This window comes from Antarctobacter heliothermus, assembly GCF_900188425.1.
GTDB lineage: Bacteria > Pseudomonadota > Alphaproteobacteria > Rhodobacterales > Rhodobacteraceae > Antarctobacter > Antarctobacter heliothermus.
Genome location: NZ_FZON01000019.1, coordinates 27,670 through 43,441, shown reverse-complemented (window position 1 = coordinate 43,441; position 15,772 = coordinate 27,670). Strand labels below are relative to the sequence as shown.

The following is a 15,772-nucleotide window of genomic DNA, read 5'->3' as shown; positions in this document are numbered from 1 at the left end:
TGAAGAAGGTCGGCGCAATTCCCGGAAGCCGCCGGATTTTGGCCGCGAATCGCGGTCAAATTGCGGTCATGACATTGTGTACCCTGTTCCCCTTTTTCCGCTCCTTGGCTGCCCGACTGACGGCCTCGAATCCCGCGCCGGTTCAGCCTGTGGCGCCGGGGTTCCCCAGTCTGTCCAAACCGGGAGACCGCGATGCGCGACGCCTTGCGGTCCAGATCCCGGTGCGCGATCCGGAACCGGCCGCGCAGGATGCCGCGCAGTTGCGCGCGCGCGGTCGGTTCCTGGCCCGACAAGAGGACTGGGAGCAATTGGCGCTTGAGATCCGCACGGCCGACAGCACTCGGGCCCTGACCCCCGGCCTGCACTCACAGGCCGCTCTGATGTGCGAAGGAGCGCGGCAGGACATCACCGACGCTATTGTCGAAGGCGTGGAACGAGGCGATTTCCGGGCGGTGCAGGCGGCGGTGGCCTCGCTGGAGCCCCTGTTTGCGGAACTGCCCGGTTGTTCGGTCATCGCCCATATCGTCGCCATGGCCCATGTCGATGCGGCGCGGGCCTGGCGCGGGGCGGTCATGACCGGCAACCTGTCCGCCGAACGTCATGATGCCTATGCCCGCCACATGGCCGCCGCAGTTCGGTTGAACGACCGTTTCGACCCCTTTGAACACGACACCCCGCTTTGGGCGCTGGTGCGTTGCGCCGTGCTGGAGGCCGACCCGCAGCCACATGCGCGCGTCGCCGATGACTTTGAGGACTTGATCGACTTGGAGCCGGGCAATCCGCATCATATGATGGATTTCGGCAACGCCCTGCGCCCGGTGCGATTTGGCAGTTGGGAAATGCTGGATGCACAGGCGCGCCGAACGGCGGCGCGCACCGCCGACATCTGGGGCACTGGCGGGTATACATGGGTCTATCTCGGGGCGCTGGTCGAGGATCAGGGCGCCTTTCGTCGGCTCGACGTCGAGCTGTTCGTGGAGGGATTGCACGATATCCTGGCCCGACAACCGTCGCAGGTGATGGCCAACCGGATGGCGGCGTTGATTGGCTACCGGCTGGGCGGGGGCACCGATGAAGGCAGCTCTCGGAGGCGGATCGCGGATTGCCTTGGCTGGATCGTGCAGGATCACCTGCGTGAACTTCACCCGCTGATCTGGGCAGAGACCCCGGCCCGACCCTCAGCACCGTGCAGCGCCGAAATCGAGATCGGAAAGCTGGGCCATGAGCGCGCGATGGCGACCCTGAGCGAGTTTTTCACCCCGGCACTGGACGCCGGTCGGAAGCTGGTGCTGGAACCGGACGGCCTGCGCGTGATCAAAGGCGGCTGACGCGCCCCCCTTGCCCCCTTCTCGCGGCTGTTCTAGACCGCATCACAACCCTTTTCTTCCCCGCATAAGGACGCCCGTGATGCTGGATCTGACCTATGAAGCGCCCAAACCCAAGGTGATCGCCGGGGCCAAGCACGACTGGGAGTTGGTCATCGGCATGGAGATCCACGCGCAGGTGGCCAGTCAGGCCAAGCTGTTTTCGGGGGCTTCGACCAAATTCGGTGCGGAACCCAACTCCAACGTCTCTTTTGTGGACGCGGCGATGCCGGGCATGCTGCCGGTTATCAACGAATACTGCATCGAGCAGGCAGTGCGCACCGGGCTGGGTCTGAAGGCGCAGATCAACCTGACCTCTGCCTTTGACCGCAAGAACTATTTCTATCCGGACCTGCCGCAGGGCTACCAGATTTCCCAGCTGTATCATCCGCTTGTGGGTGAGGGTGAGGTGATCGTCGACATGGAACCGGGCGTGGCACGCCTTGTCCGCATCGAACGTATCCATGTCGAACAGGACGCGGGCAAATCGATCCACGACATGGATCCCAACATGTCCTTTGTCGATCTGAACCGCACCGGCGTCGCGCTGATGGAGATCGTCAGCCGCCCCGACATTCGCGGCCCCGAAGAGGCCGCCGCCTATGTGGTCAAGATGCGCCAGATCCTGCGCTATCTCGGCACCTGCGATGGCAACATGCAGAACGGCAACCTGCGCGCGGATGTGAACGTGTCGATCTGCTTGCCGGGCCAGTATGAGAAATACATGGAAACGCAGGATTTCGGCCACCTTGGAACGCGGTGCGAAATCAAGAACATGAACTCCATGCGGTTTATCCAGCAGGCCATCGACTATGAGGCCAAGCGCCAGATCGCGATTGTCGAGGCGGGCGGCAATGTGGATCAGGAAACGCGCCTGTACGATCCCGACAAGGGCGAGACACGGTCGATGCGGTCCAAGGAAGAGGCGCATGACTATCGCTACTTCCCCTGCCCCGACCTGCTGCCGCTGGAGATCGAACAGGGCTGGGTGGACGATATCGCCGCCAGCCTTCCGGAATTGCCGGATGAGAAAAAGGCGCGATTTGTCAAAATCTTCGGCCTATCGGAATATGACGCCAGCGTGCTGACCGCCGAGGTGGTGAATGCCGCCTATTTCGAAGAGGTGGTCACGGCGGCGGGCGACGGAAAACTGTCGGCCAACTGGGTCATCAATGAGCTGTTCGGGCGCCTGAAAAAGGACGACTGCGACATCGCCGATAGCCCTGTCAGCCCGACACAACTGGCCGGGATCATCAAGCTGATCAAGTCCGACGCCATCAGCGGCAAGATCGCCAAAGACCTGTTCGAGATCGTCTATTCCGAAGGCGGCGACCCCGAGCAGATCGTCGAAGATCGCGGCATGAAACAGGTCACCGACACCGGCGCGATTGAAACGGCGGTGGATGAGATCATCGCCGCCAACCCCGCGCAGGTCGAAAAAGCCCAGCAGAACCCGAAACTTGCGGGCTGGTTTGTGGGTCAGGTGATGAAGGCCACGGGGGGTAAGGCCAATCCCAAGGCGGTCAACGAACTCGTCGCGGCCAAATTGGGTCTGTAATCCGCGCGCGGGCAGCCGTGCATCGACCGGCCCAAAGAGTCGCTCTTTGTTTTGTATAGAGGCCCCGGATCAAGTCCGGGGCGGATTACTCTTTTGCGGTCGCGTTCCGGGATTGGGTCAGCGGCATTGCCTTACGCGGGTAAGGAATCCCTGACTGACCCTGCGTCATGCAAATATGTTAATAATGTGTTACCGTCGGCTGATAGCCATCACCAGCGTCAGGATTGATCGACGCGACACGCAAATGATTGAACTCGGGGGATTTCATCCGTTAGTTCATAGAAAGTCAGGGGCGCGGTCCGACAGGACCCGCCCCTTTTTCGTCCGGCGTGCGGCGTCTGTGTCCCGGCTGCGTGCCGCTCAGATATCCAGATCCAGTGACAACGCGTGGATCGCGCTCACCAACTCCGGCCCCAGGGCACTATGCACGGCACGGTGGCGCGCGATGCGGGACTGACCGGCAAATTCGGGCGCGCGCAGCATGACGTGGAAATGGCTTTCGCCACTGCCGTCATCGCCCGCATGGCCGGCGTGACGCCCGCTGTCGTTGCGGACCTCGATCTGGCTAGCCTCAAAAGCTGCCTCTAGTTTCGTCTGTATTTCATCCGCGCGCGACATTTTTCGCTGCCCCCCCTGTAAACTGATCGGCGATAGTCTATGCTCTGGCGTCCGAGTCGAGAAGAGGTGCGGTATGAGCAAAGATGATCCCTTCGGTTTCGACATGTCCGTGAGGTCCGCGAAAAAGAAAAATCCGCGCGGACGCAAGGGCATGACCGGCGCGCAGGAGACGTCGACACGGATCTGCGACCATGACGGTTGTGATGAGCCGGGCAAATTCCGTGCGCCCAAGGCACCGGATGTGCTGGATGACTACTTTTGGTTCTGCAAGGACCATGTGCGCGACTACAACGCCAAGTGGAGCTTTTTTGACGGCAAGACCGAGGCGGAGATGAACGCTCAGGAATCGTCGGACAAGGTTTGGGAACGCAAGACCAAGGATTGGCGCGACCCCGAGGCCAAGGCCTGGGCACGGCTGGGCATCGAGGACCCGCATCAGGTGCTTGGCAACAACGCAACCCGCAACCCTGGCCGGGCCAAGCCGGGCGGCGGGCGCAAGCTGCCTCCGACAGAACGCCGCGCGGTGGATATTCTGGACGCTAACGACAGCATGACAAAAGCGGACATCCGCAAGATCTACAAATCGTTGATCAAGGTGCTGCACCCGGACATGAACGGCGGCGACCGCAGTCAGGAAGAGCAGTTGCAACAGGTCGTCTGGGCCTGGGACCAGATCAAGGACAGCCGCAGCTTCAAATGACGGGACGGCCCGTGTGGTCCGGGCCTGACTTTCGGCATGGGAATTGAGGGAGCCGATCCTCTGATTTCAGGGGATCGTTTCGCTATGCCACTTCGCCACCTGATTGCCGCCGAAACAAGCGTTGTCCTTGCGGCCTCTGTGTACGCGCAGGATCTGCCACTGGGGCCAAGTTCGGATTTCGGGCGGGTGGTGCTCAGCAACACTCAGGCGTCCGGTGCCAAAGACACGCTGGAGCAGGCTTTTGGCGGTCAGTTCGATTCCGAACTGACCTACCAATACCCGGAGATTTCAGGCTATCGGAAAATGGGCCGCGCGGTTGGGCGGCTGGACATCGCGACCGTCATGGGCATGGCGTATTTTCTGGACTTTCAATCATAGGGAGAGTAAGGATTGAGATATTCATCTCCCAACACCTCCCCCACTCACGGGAACGGACGCGCGGCCATGACAGGCCGTGCGTCCGTCTTCCTGTGTCTGCATCACCCCGCACTGGGATCAGGCTGCATTGAACGTCAGGCTGACTCCGTTGAGGCAATGCCGCTTGCCGGTCGGGGCCGGACCATCGTCAAAGATGTGCCCAAGGTGTGACCCGCAGCGGCGGCAATGGCATTCGGTCCGGGTGTAAAACAGCTTGCGATCTGCCTTGGTCTCGACCGCGCGGGGGAGCGCCTCGTAGAACGAGGGCCAGCCGGTGCCGCTGTCGTATTTCGTCTTCGAGGAATACAGCGGCAGATCACAGCCTTTGCAATGGAACGTCCCCGCGCGCTTTTCATCGTTCAGTGGCGAACTGAAGGCGCGCTCGGTCGCTTCTTCACGCATCACCCGGTATTCAGCATCGCTGAGCATGGAACGCCACTCGGCCTCCGTCCGCGAGACTTCAAAATTGCCCCCGGCCGCCTGTGCGGCACGCGCAAAAAGGGGCGTGGCAAGAACACTCACAACAAAATCACGACGTTTCATCGGGGATCTCCTTTTTGGAAGAAAGGATGCGCGCCCCGCCATCCTGGGACAAGCACGAGGCGCGCACGATTGCGCGAGGGGGAACCCAGGGGGTTGGGGCCTCGCGCAACTTCGGGGGACTTACTGCTTGGGCAGCAGCACGCGGTCGATGACGTGAATAACGCCATTGGACTGCCGCACGTCGGCGATGGTGACGGTCGCCTCGCGGCCGTTTTCGTCGGTCAGAATGATGTCATCCCCGTCCATCTTGGCCTGCAGCGTGCAGCCACCCACGGTCGGCACCGGATGCATGCCACCGTCATCGGCGATCATCCCGGCGATGGCGTCGGACATGGCGTTGGCCGCAACGACGTGACAGGTCAGGATGGTGGCCAGCTGCGCCTTGGCTTCGGGCTGCATCAGGGCGGTCAGAGTATCCTCCGAGATCATCGCAAAAGCGTCGTTGGTCGGCGCAAAGACGGTAAAGGGACCGTCACCGGACAGCGTATCGACCAGGCCGGCGGCCTGAACGGCAGCAACCAGGGTTGTGTGATCGGCAGAGTTCACGGCGTTCTCGACAATGGTCTTGTCAGCGAACATCGGCGCGCCGCCAACCATCGGGTTGCCGGTTGCGGCATGGCTTTCCGCAAAGGCGGTGCCTGCGGTTGCGGTCAGTGCGAGGACGGCGAGCGTGGTAAAGCGTGTCATTGGAAACCTTTCCCTTATTGGTCTGTCAGGGAGCGCGTCTTGCGATCCCGATGCCCTCAGCCACGAAGCGATCCACCGGGTAGTTTCGCACAATCGATCACATAGCGATCACCAAAGCGTGAGCGCGCCTTTGGGTCGCCGCATGTCGCTTTCACATCGGCAGTTGCTGCGGTCTGAGGTAAGTGTCGGACCAGAACCACAGGAGGTGCGCCATGTTTCTATCGGTCTTCGAGATGTTCAAGGTGGGCATCGGGCCCTCGTCCTCGCACACCATGGGGCCGATGATGGCGGCGGCGCGTTTCCTGGATCTGCTGCGCGCGGCACCGTTTGCGGCGCATGGCGTCAAGGCCTCTCTGCATGGCTCTCTGGCGTTCACCGGCGTGGGCCATGCAACGGACCGGGCAACGGTGCTGGGACTGGCCGGGTTTGTGCCCGACACCTACGATCACACCCACGCCGAGGCCGCATTGGAACAGATCCGAGATACTTGTCGCGTGGCCCCGACAGGCTTGCCGGAATTGGTGTTCGACCCAAGGACAGACCTTGTCTTTGAATTTGGTGCGGCCCTGCCGGGGCACGCCAACGGCATGATCCTCAAGGCCACCGACGCCCAGGGCGACGTGATCCTGCAGGAAACCTACTACTCGGTCGGCGGCGGGTTTGTGCTGACAGAGGGCGAACTGGCCGCAGGCAAGGACACCGATGAGGGCGCGCCGGTCCCCTACCCGTTCAAGACCGCGACCGAGATGCTGGAAATGGCCAGGACATCCGGACACAGCATCGCTGCGATGAAACGCGCCAACGAAGTGTCGCGCGGCGGCAGCGACACTCTCGACAAAGGGGTGGCACGGATCTGGCAGGTGATGAACGACTGCATCGACCGGGGCATGGCCCATGACGGCATTCTACCCGGAGGGTTGGGCGTGAAACGCCGTGCCCGGAACATCCATGACCAGTTGATCGCCGAGCGCGGCATGAATCTGGCTCCGCCACATACGATCAACGACTGGATGAGCGTCTACGCCATGGCCGTGAATGAGGAAAACGCCGCCGGCGGACAGGTCGTGACCGCCCCCACCAACGGGGCCGCAGGCGTTGTTCCGGCGGTGATCCGCTACTGGCTGGATCATGTGCCCGGGTCCAGCCGCGCCCGCATCCCGGAATTTCTGCTCACAGCCGCCGCAATCGGCGGGCTTGTGAAATACAACGCCTCGATCTCGGGTGCCGAGGCAGGTTGTCAGGCCGAGGTCGGTAGCGCAGCCGCCATGGCGGCTGCGGGATTGTGCGCCGTCATGGGCGGCACCCCGGAACAAGTGGAAAACGCTGCTGAAATCGCGCTGGAACACCATCTTGGCATGACTTGCGACCCGGTCAAGGGGCTGGTGCAGGTACCTTGTATTGAACGCAATGGTCTGGGCGCGATCAAGGCAGTCTCTGCCGCCTCGCTTTCCCTGCGCGGGGACGGCACCCACCTTGTGCCGCTGGATGCCTGTATCGAAACCATGCGCCAGACCGGCCACGACATGAGCGAGAAATACAAGGAAACCTCTCTGGGCGGGCTCGCGGTGAACGTGCCGAATTGCTAGGCGCACCGCCCCCGGCTTCTTCTGCCCTGAAATATCCCGGGGGGCGGCTGCAGGCCGAGGAGGTCATGCTGCAAGCATGCCTCCGGCATGACGCCCCCTTGCCACCCTCAGCTTGTAACGCTGACCAGCATGAATTTGGCACCCTGACCCCGATCGGTGATCAGCCGCACCTCACCGTGTTCGCGGTAGCGCAGCGCATCCCCCGGACCCAAATCATAGCCCGATCCGTCCAGATTGACGTGCAGATAACCGGTCAACAGGACCAGATGATGCTCTTGCCCCACCACATCGGGTGAATCCTGCACCATCTCCGAATTGGGCGTCATCTTGCATTCCATCACCTCGCCCGACAGCGCCGCCGCCGCAGGTGAGACGAAACGCTTGGCCAGACCAGAGTCGCCATCACGCCAGACCGCCTGTTCATCCCGCGTGACATGCGCCGAAAACCCGTCCTCGATCATCGCAAAGAGACGCGACAGCGACATCTCGTGCGCCACCGCAAGACGTGACAGCACGTCCGCGGAGGGGCTGACCTCGGCGTTCTCGAGCCGCGACAGGGCCGCGCGGCTGACACCGCTGGCGGCGGCGAGTTGATCCAGCGTCCAGCCGCGGGCAGCCCGCAGCGCCGACAGGCGCCCGGCAAGGCGGACCGTCAGATCGCTTTTCATGTGTATCCCCCCGGGAATCTATCCCGTATCTCGAATTAGATAGGAATTCCCAAAAAAACGCAACATTCGCAGCCAGGGGCTTTGTCCGGAATTTGACAGACCCGAGGGGGGGGGATCAGGCGTTCCAGCGAACCGTTGCGACATCGCCAAGATCATAGCCGCCCAGCCTCTCCGCCTGAAGGCGCAGGGCGCTGCCGGTGCAAAACCGGATCAGCCGCTGCACCGGAGGATCGAAATAGGCGCGGCGGTCGACCAGCAGATCGAACCGCTCATCCATCAGCGGCACAAAACGCAGGCCAAAATCCCGCGCGACCGTCTCCAGCCCAAAGGTGACGTCCGCTTCTTGCCGCGCGACGGCCTGAACCGCCTCGGTTTCGGTCCGTGCGACTTGGGTCATGGTTAGTGAATCGCGCGCCAGTCCAGCCGCGTCCGAGAGGTGTCGGAACAGGGTTGCCGTGCCCGAAAGCGGCTGTCGCGGCGCAAAGCGCAGGCCCGCCAGATCCTCCAACGCCGACACCTGCGGACCATCGGGATGCAGCACAAGACCACGGCGACGGCAGGCAAAACCGATCAGCACAGCATCGCGCGCCTGCGCCACGGTCCCAAGGTTCCAGTCTTCGCTGTCCGCGTCATAGACATGCAGGCCACAGGCAACGCCCTCCCCCGCGAGGAACCGGGCCACGCCGTCAAGGGATCCGTCAAAATAGGTGGCAAGACCACAGCTGCTTTCGCGGACTGCCCAGTCCAGCAACGGATCATGACTGCCTAGCAGCACCTTGGGACGCGGCGTCGGGCCAAGGCTGGTTCCGGTGCTGTGTTCGGCGATCCACGCGCGGATGTCGCGCGCGGGAAACAGCAGTTTGCCGGTGGCGCGCGAACACGGCACCGCGCCAGAGGCGGCAAGATCATAGATCTTGCGTTCTTTCAGCCGCAACAGGTCGGCCAATTCGGCGACTGTCAGGTATTCGTGCAGATGTTCGGGCGCATCGGCGCGCATGGCGGGGGCCTCCTGTCGGCCCCCTGACCTAGCTCATTCCGGCGCGTTGGGAAAGAACAGCTGCTGGCCGTCCACCATGTAGGCGCCGATGGCCTCCTGCCCGGCGGCAGATGTCAGCCACTCCGCAAACGCCTGCGCGGCATCCGCATTGACCGACGGGCACACTTCGGGACTGACCGGGATCACACCGTACTGGTTGAACAGGTCGGCATCGCCTTGCACCACGATCTGGTAATCCTGCTTGTTTTTGAAACTGATCCAGGTGGCCCGGTCCGTCATGACATAGGCCCCCATGCCGATCCCGGCGTTCAGCGTGGCCCCCATGCCCGACCCGGTTTCCCGATACCAGTCCCCCGAACCGGTCGATGGATCGACAGATGTGCCGGCCCAAAGCGAAACTTCTTTCTTGTGCGTGCCAGAGTCATCGCCGCGCGACGCAAACAGGGCCCCGGCCCCGGCAATCTTTTCCAAGGCTGGCTGAACATCCTCCAGCCCCGCGACACCGGCCGGGTCGTCCGCCGGGCCAACGATGACAAAATCGTTGTACATCAGGTCGGTGCGCGACGTACCTCGACCATCGGCGACAAACTGTTCCTCGGCCGGTTTGGCGTGCACCAGCAGCACATCCCCGTCGCAGTTGCGCGCATTGCGAATGGCCTGCCCGGTACCGACGGCAACCACGTTAACCTCGATTCCCGTCGCCTCGGTAAAGATGGGCAGCAGGTAGGTATACAGCCCGGAATTGGCCGTCGAGGTGGTCGATTGCACAAGGATACTATCGGCGCTTGCGGCCATGGGAAGTGCTGTCGCGCAAAGCAGCGCGGCGAGGCGAAGACGAGTCATCGCTGTAGTCCTTTCGGTTGGTTTTCAGTCAGAGAACAAGGCCGCCCGTCACATGGGCGCGGGCAGCAAGGGTTTCGGGATGTGGGAAAAATCGGGTCGCGGGGGCATGTTCAGTAACGCGCCCGCCGTGCAGGAAAACAATGTCATCCGCCATGCGGCGGGCCTGACCGATGTCATGGGTCACAAGGATCACACGCGCGCCGCGCAGGGTGGCGCGGCGAATGATGTGCTCTATCCGGTTGACCGACGCCGGATCCAGGCTGGCGGTGGGTTCGTCCAGGAACAGAACATCGGGATCGGTGGCCAAGGCGCGCGCCAGGGCCAGGCGCTGCGCCTCACCACCTGACAGCAGGCGGGCGGGCTGGCGCGCCTTGTGGGCCAGTCCGACATGATCCAGCAGGTCGTCCCGCCGCGCCCGCGGCAAACCCCGGCTGCGCAGGACGAAATCGATGTTTGCAGCGACCGAGCGGCGCAGCAAAACAGGCTTCTGGAACACCAACGCCTGCCGGGACATGGCCTGCGCAGGCGTGACCCCGTTCCAGTCGACCACACCGGCGGCAGGTTGAAGAAGTCCGTGCAACGCCCTGAGAAGTTGGCTTTTCCCGGCCCCGTTTGGCCCGAGGATAACAGTACAGCCAGTCGGTCCCAGCTCCATGTTCAGCCCGTCCAGCACGCGCCGTCCGCCAAGGTCCAGCGTCAATCCCTCAACCCGCAAGGGCAGCAGGTTCGAGGCCGGAGTGGCGCCCTCGATCAGGGCTTCGGGTCCATGAATAATGGCTTCACGCATAAGCTTGTCTCACGGCTGTCAGGCGCAGGCTGTGCACCAAGGCATTGACGCCAAGCGCCAAGATCATCAGCACGATGCCCAGCCCCAAGGCCAGTGGTAGATCGCCCTTGGAGGTTTCCAGCGCGATGGCGGTGGTCATGACACGGGTCAAATGGTCGATGTTGCCACCGACGATCATCACCGCGCCCACCTCGGCCACGGCCCGGCCAAAGCCTGCCAAGGCGACGGTCAGCAGCGCGTAGCGCGCATCCCACAGCAGCGCCTGAACGGTCTGGCGCGTGCTGAGACACAAGGAACGGAAATGATCGGCATATTCGGCGTGCATGTCCTCGATCACCTGCCGCGACAGGGCGGCGGTGATGGGAGCAATCAGGATGGTCTGGGCGATGATCATCGCTGCGGGCGTATACAGCAGACCCAGAAAACCCAGCGGCCCGGCGCGCGACAGGTGCAGGTAGACGATCAGGCCGACAACAACCGGCGGCAGGCCCATAAGCGCGTTCATCACGACAAGAACAGCGCCGCGCCCCCGAAAGCGACTGGTTGCGACCAGTGCCCCCACCGGCAGGCCGATCGCACAGGCGGCGATGGTGGCGGTCAGACTGACCCGCAAGGACAGGGCGACAATCTCCATCAGATCCCCGTCCCCCGAGAGGACAAGCGCCACCGCGACGCCAAAAGCCTCCCCCATGTCCAGCATACTTATCCCTGCATAATTTCCGGCACCCGCGCGCCTGTCTTGCAGCAGAGTATGAAAGAAGAACGCAACGTTTCAAGCAAAAGAAGGGGTCAAGATGACCTTCCCGCAAGAATTTCTTGCGTCGGACGGGTCAATCTGTCCCGGCCGTGCTGGAAATACTGCAGCTTTATGCAGCTCCTCGATTCACTGCGGAAACTCTTGGCCGCGCGGGTGCAGGATCAACCGTCCTCTCCCCAGCTTGCGACCTTGCGATCCACCGTCTTGCGAGAGACGCCAAGGCGGCGCGCCGCCTCTGCCCGGTTGCCGCCGGACAGTTCCAAAACGTGGTGAATGTGCCGCTGCATGACCAGATCAAGGTTCTCGATCGCCTCGATCCCCGTCAGGGACCCGCTGCCGGCGAATTCGTCCGGAAACCCGCCCAGGATCACCGAGCGTTCCACCAGGTTGCGCAATTCACGCACGTTGCCGGGCCAGGCGTACCGGCTGAGCTTCATCAAGGTCTGGTCGTCCAGCCGCAGCGCGGGCATGCCCAATGCCTTTGAGAAATGCATCATGAACAGCGCGGCCAGTTCGACGATATCCTCGGAACGGTCGCGCAGCGGCGGCATCTCGATCCGCAGCACGTTGATACGGTGATAGAGGTCGGCGCGGAACCGCCCCTCTGCCACCGCCTGTTCAAGGTCGGTGTTGGTGGCAAATGTCAGCCGCAGGTTCAGCGGAATTTCCCGCTCCGCCCCAATCGGGCGCACGCGTTGATCCTCCAGCACCCTCAGCAGCGCCGCCTGGAGGGTGTCGGACATCTGCGCCACCTCATCCAGAAACAGCGTGCCGCCATCGGCCAGCAAGAACAGACCGGGGCGCAGGCGGTCGCCCTCGACCGCGCCAAACAGCTCTGCGGCAATTCGGTCTGGCGCGATGGCCGCGCAGTTGACAGCGACAAAGGGGCGTTCCGCGCGCCCCCCCATCCGGTGCAGCGTGCGCGCAGCAAGTTCCTTGCCGGTGCCGGTCGCGCCTGTAAACAGCACCGGCGTCGGCAGCGGCGCCAGTTTGCCCAGCATCCCGCGGACCGCCTGCATCGGCGCGGAACGGCCCAGCAATTGGGTATCGCCGTCCGTACCCAGCGCATGGCGCAACAGGCGGTTGTCCCGGCGCAACGCGCCCCGGTCCAACGTGCGCGCCACGGCGCCGACCAACTGATTGGCGCGGAACGGTTTCAGGACAAAATCGCTGACGCCCGCGCGCAGCGCGGCAATGGCGGTTTCAAGATCCGCATAGGCAGTGATCAGCACCGTTTCGGCGTACAGCCCCTTGCGTCGCTGGTCGCGCACCCAGTCGATGCCCGATCCGCCGGGCATCTTGTTGTCGACCACAATCACATCGAACTGCGCCTCATCCAGCCGCAGTGTCGCCTCCCGCGCCGAGGCCGCCTCGGCCACCAGCTTGACACGCGGGCCCAGGGTCTTGGCCAGAAAATTGCGCATCCCCGGTTCGTCGTCGACGACAAGCACCGAGGCCCCGGCGAGGCTGTGACCATAGTCATCCAATGGTGTCATGCGGACCGTCCAACCTGCTGAAAGTCCTAATCGAGCCGGACATTCCCACCGGAATAGACATCAGCCGAGGAAAAGCCCAGTTCGTTGAGGCCATACCAGGCCCCCACACCAAGCAGGATCATGGCGACAAAGCCGGTAAGCATGGCCTTCATTTGGCGTCTCCTAAGGTTGCGGACTTGAGAAACCCGATCAGGTCGGCCCGGTCTTCGGGGCGCGCGATCACCTGCATGGGCATCTTTGAGCCGGGGATATAGTGGTCGGGGCCGGTGTCAAACAGCGCGTCGATGGTTGTCTCTGACCAGATGATATCAGAACCGTCCAGCGTGTCGGAATAGCGGTAATCGGGCAGTGTCCCGGCCTGCCGCCCAAAGACACCGTGCAACGTCGGCCCCGCCTTGCGCGAGGGACCGGCGGTCAGCGCGTGACAGATCGAACATTTGCGCATGAACTGGCGTTCCCCGTTGGGCATGGTTTCGGGGTCACGCAGAAAGCTGCGCTGGCCGGACCCTTGGGGCGACTCCAGTTCATCCAGCAAGGCAACGGGCCACGCATAGACCACATCGTCCAGCCCGCCTGCATAGACTGTCTGCCCGTCGGGCGAAAAGGCCAGTGCCCAGACCGGCCCATGGCGCATGGCGCGGAAATCGCGGGCGATCTGCCAACGGTCGGTGTCGACGATCATGATGTATCCGTGTCCGTCGCCAACGGCGAGCTGGGCGGTTTCGGCGTGATAGGCCAGCGCAAGGATCGGGCGGCGGTCGAGTGTCAGATCGGCGATTTGCGCGCCGGTATCCGGCTGGATCACCCGCGTGCCGCCATCAACCGCGCCATAGGCGATCCAGTCGCCATTCGTCAGGACAACATTGATGCCAAACCCGTGCGAGACCAGCGGCAGCGGCGCGCTGTCCGTGGCAAGATCAAACAGCAACAAGACCCCGGTCGATGTTCCGGCATACAGCCGCGATGGCCCGTCAAAGGCCACCGCATTGACCCCGCCCGGAGCCGACAGGAAGCGGCCCCTTGGCGCATCCAGCGGCGGGTACATTGCCGGCCCCCATTCATTGGACAACGGCCAGAGGCCAATGGTGCCATCCCAACTGGCACTGGCGACCAGCTGTGCCTCTTGCGAGATCGCCAGATCCGTCACCTTGCCCAGATGTCGGCCCAGCACGCGCGAGACACTTACACCCGGCCAGAACCGGACGCTTAAATCGTCACCGCCAGACACCAGAGACACCTCGGACCAGTAGGCCAAGGTGGTCACGGCTGCGGCATGTCCATCGAGCCACTGCGGCACGCGCCCCGTCCACAGACCGACGGAGTTGTCGAAACTGGCTGTCGCCACCTGCCCGTCCATGTTCACGGCGATGTCCATGATCGGCCCGCCGTGCCCCTTGAGGGTGGTGAACTCCTGCGCCGCAAGGGGCGATGCGCAGCACACCAGCAACGCGATCCACAGCGCGCACATCATTCTGCCGGGGTTGTCGCGCCCCCGTCCCTGGGCGCGGTTGTGTCTTTGGATTTGACCTCATCCAGCCAGATCGAATGGTGCTGATGCGCCCATGCTTCATCCACCTCACCAGACCCCATGGCGTCATAGGCGCCCTGCATCCCGATTGAACCGATATAGATATGGGCGACGATAATCGCCATCAGAACAAAGGCGACAATGGCATGCCAGAGTTGCGCAAGCTGCATTTCTTCCTGCGGGCTGAGATCGACGGGCAGCACGCCATAGCCGATCCACTGCGGCAGACCGGTGTCGTTGATCAGGCCAAAGGTCTTGGCCATCAGCGGCAGTTCGAACGGAAACAGCAGCGACAGGCCCGACAACGAGATAGAGCCGCCCAGCAGGATCACCGACCAGAAGATGATCTTTTGCCCGGCGTTGAATTTCTTCGCGGGCGGATGGTTCTTGCCGATGATGCCGCCCGCCTGGGCAAACCATGTGATGTCGGTGCGGTTGGGAATGTTGTGCCAGACCCAAAGGAAGAAGACGAGCACGAGGCCCAGCATGAAGGGCCAGGCCAAATTGTTGTGCACGAACTTTGCCCCGATCAGCAGGGTTGAATTCACCTCTTTCCCGAACAGCGGCAGGATCGCCCAGCGGCCGAACAGTGTCAGCAGTCCCGACAGGCCCAACAGGACAAACGATCCGGCCAGCAACCAGTGCGAAAACCGCTCAAAGAACCGGAACCGGGTGACGGTGCGGCCGGTCATGGGCTCGTCGATCATCACCTTGCCGCGCAGCAGATAAAACAGGAGCAGCGCGCCGATGGTGCCCAGCAACAACCAACCGCCATAGGGGGCCAGCGTATTCTTGCGGAAATCGAACCAGGCCATGCCGCCGTCCTGCACCAGCACCTTGGCCACATCGCCCCCGGCAGAGACATTCAGGTCCGCCGCGTCATAGCGCAGCGCACGCCAGAAATCCGGATCCGACGCCCCGCCGCGTGTCCCAAGCTGTCCGGGCAAATCGGGGGCTGCGCCCGGCTGGCCGAATTCCTGACGGAACGTGTCGTCGATCTGTTCGCCGCGCTGGCGGGCAAGAATGTCCTCCAGCGTCTGCGCGCCGCCGGTCGCCTTGCGCGCCTCGGCCAGAACCGCTGGATCCGGGCCGGGTGCCGCGGGCGGCTGCAAAAAGTAGGTCAGCGCGGCCAGGCCAAGCGCCAAAAGCATGAACCATCCGAAACCGCTGGAGCGTTTTGACATGACTGTCCTCGTCGAAAAGTCACGCCGGGGGCACGGCGG

Annotated in this window: 17 protein-coding genes; 5 read left to right on the top strand and 12 right to left on the bottom strand. The window is 63.0% G+C overall.

Translation table 11 applies throughout. From position 1 onward, the window contains the following. Positions 1-68: 68 nt before the first annotated feature. Together CHB90_RS11675 and gatB are read left to right on the top strand one after the other, a co-directional pair. Positions 69-1,328 carry a hypothetical protein gene (locus CHB90_RS11675; protein ID WP_141135858.1) on the top strand — a complete coding sequence of 420 codons (1,260 nt, stop codon included), beginning with the start codon at positions 69-71 and terminating at the stop codon, positions 1,326-1,328. 79 nt (positions 1,329-1,407) lie between these two features. Further along, positions 1,408-2,922 (top strand): Asp-tRNA(Asn)/Glu-tRNA(Gln) amidotransferase subunit GatB, encoded by a 1,515-nt coding sequence (gene gatB / locus CHB90_RS11670; RefSeq protein WP_089278051.1) that lies wholly within the window; start codon positions 1,408-1,410, stop codon positions 2,920-2,922. 360 nt (positions 2,923-3,282) lie between these two features. Here gatB and CHB90_RS11665 read toward each other — a convergent pair whose 3' ends face one another. Continuing rightward, the gene (locus tag CHB90_RS11665) at positions 3,283-3,540 is read right to left on the bottom strand and encodes a BolA family protein (protein WP_089278050.1); all 258 of its coding nucleotides are present in this window, start codon (positions 3,538-3,540) and stop codon (positions 3,283-3,285) included. Between the two features lie 73 nt (positions 3,541-3,613). Here CHB90_RS11665 and CHB90_RS11660 point away from each other — a divergent pair, with 73 nt between their 5' ends. Continuing rightward, positions 3,614-4,240, top strand: coding sequence for a J domain-containing protein (locus CHB90_RS11660; RefSeq protein ID WP_089278049.1), 627 nt, complete (start codon positions 3,614-3,616; stop codon positions 4,238-4,240). Positions 4,241-4,324: 84 nt separating this feature from the next. Next, a complete protein-coding gene (locus CHB90_RS11655) occupies positions 4,325-4,618 on the top strand; it encodes a hypothetical protein (protein ID WP_089278048.1) in 294 nt (97 codons plus the stop codon). 117 nt (positions 4,619-4,735) lie between these two features. Here CHB90_RS11655 and msrB read toward each other — a convergent pair whose 3' ends face one another. Both msrB and CHB90_RS11645 read right to left on the bottom strand, forming a co-directional pair. Then, positions 4,736-5,200, bottom strand: coding sequence for a peptide-methionine (R)-S-oxide reductase MsrB (gene msrB, locus CHB90_RS11650; RefSeq protein WP_089278047.1), 465 nt, complete (start codon positions 5,198-5,200; stop codon positions 4,736-4,738). A gap of 120 nt (positions 5,201-5,320) precedes the next feature. Further along, positions 5,321-5,887 carry a fasciclin domain-containing protein gene (locus CHB90_RS11645; RefSeq protein WP_089278046.1) on the bottom strand — a complete coding sequence of 189 codons (567 nt, stop codon included), beginning with the start codon at positions 5,885-5,887 and terminating at the stop codon, positions 5,321-5,323. 212 nt (positions 5,888-6,099) lie between these two features. Between CHB90_RS11645 and CHB90_RS11640 the strand changes: the two genes are divergently transcribed. Then, complete coding sequence (locus tag CHB90_RS11640; RefSeq protein WP_089278045.1) at positions 6,100-7,473, top strand: L-serine ammonia-lyase; 1,374 nt, start codon at positions 6,100-6,102, stop codon at positions 7,471-7,473. Between the two features lie 107 nt (positions 7,474-7,580). On the opposite strand, the gene CHB90_RS11635 is transcribed toward CHB90_RS11640, so the two are convergent. From CHB90_RS11635 to CHB90_RS11600, 9 genes are all read right to left on the bottom strand, one after another. Next, positions 7,581-8,141, bottom strand: a complete 561-nt coding sequence (locus CHB90_RS11635) for a helix-turn-helix domain-containing protein (RefSeq protein WP_089278044.1) — start codon at positions 8,139-8,141, stop codon at positions 7,581-7,583. Between the two features lie 115 nt (positions 8,142-8,256). Beyond that, positions 8,257-9,138, bottom strand: coding sequence for a helix-turn-helix transcriptional regulator (locus CHB90_RS11630; protein ID WP_089278043.1), 882 nt, complete (start codon positions 9,136-9,138; stop codon positions 8,257-8,259). 33 nt (positions 9,139-9,171) lie between these two features. Further along, a complete protein-coding gene (locus tag CHB90_RS11625) occupies positions 9,172-9,981 on the bottom strand; it encodes an ABC transporter substrate-binding protein (RefSeq protein WP_089278042.1) in 810 nt (269 codons plus the stop codon). 28 nt (positions 9,982-10,009) lie between these two features. After that, entirely contained in the window at positions 10,010-10,768 is a 759-nt protein-coding gene (locus tag CHB90_RS11620; protein WP_089278041.1) for an ATP-binding cassette domain-containing protein, read from the bottom strand. Then, a complete protein-coding gene (locus tag CHB90_RS11615) occupies positions 10,761-11,468 on the bottom strand; it encodes an ABC transporter permease (protein ID WP_089278040.1) in 708 nt (235 codons plus the stop codon). Before CHB90_RS11615 ends, CHB90_RS11620 begins: the two co-directional genes overlap by 8 nt. A gap of 218 nt (positions 11,469-11,686) precedes the next feature. Beyond that, on the bottom strand, positions 11,687-13,021 hold the full coding sequence (locus tag CHB90_RS11610) for a sigma-54-dependent transcriptional regulator (protein ID WP_089278039.1): 1,335 nt from the start codon (positions 13,019-13,021) through the stop codon (positions 11,687-11,689). Positions 13,022-13,047: 26 nt separating this feature from the next. Beyond that, positions 13,048-13,173, bottom strand: coding sequence for a hypothetical protein (locus tag CHB90_RS27315; protein ID WP_281256100.1), 126 nt, complete (start codon positions 13,171-13,173; stop codon positions 13,048-13,050). Beyond that, the gene (locus tag CHB90_RS11605; protein ID WP_089278038.1) at positions 13,170-14,489 is read right to left on the bottom strand and encodes a c-type cytochrome; all 1,320 of its coding nucleotides are present in this window, start codon (positions 14,487-14,489) and stop codon (positions 13,170-13,172) included. Before CHB90_RS11605 ends, CHB90_RS27315 begins: the two co-directional genes overlap by 4 nt. Next, complete coding sequence (locus tag CHB90_RS11600) at positions 14,489-15,733, bottom strand: formate dehydrogenase subunit gamma (RefSeq protein ID WP_245823228.1); 1,245 nt, start codon at positions 15,731-15,733, stop codon at positions 14,489-14,491. The genes CHB90_RS11605 and CHB90_RS11600 overlap by 1 nt, the downstream gene beginning before the upstream one ends. Positions 15,734-15,772 lie beyond the last annotated feature (39 nt).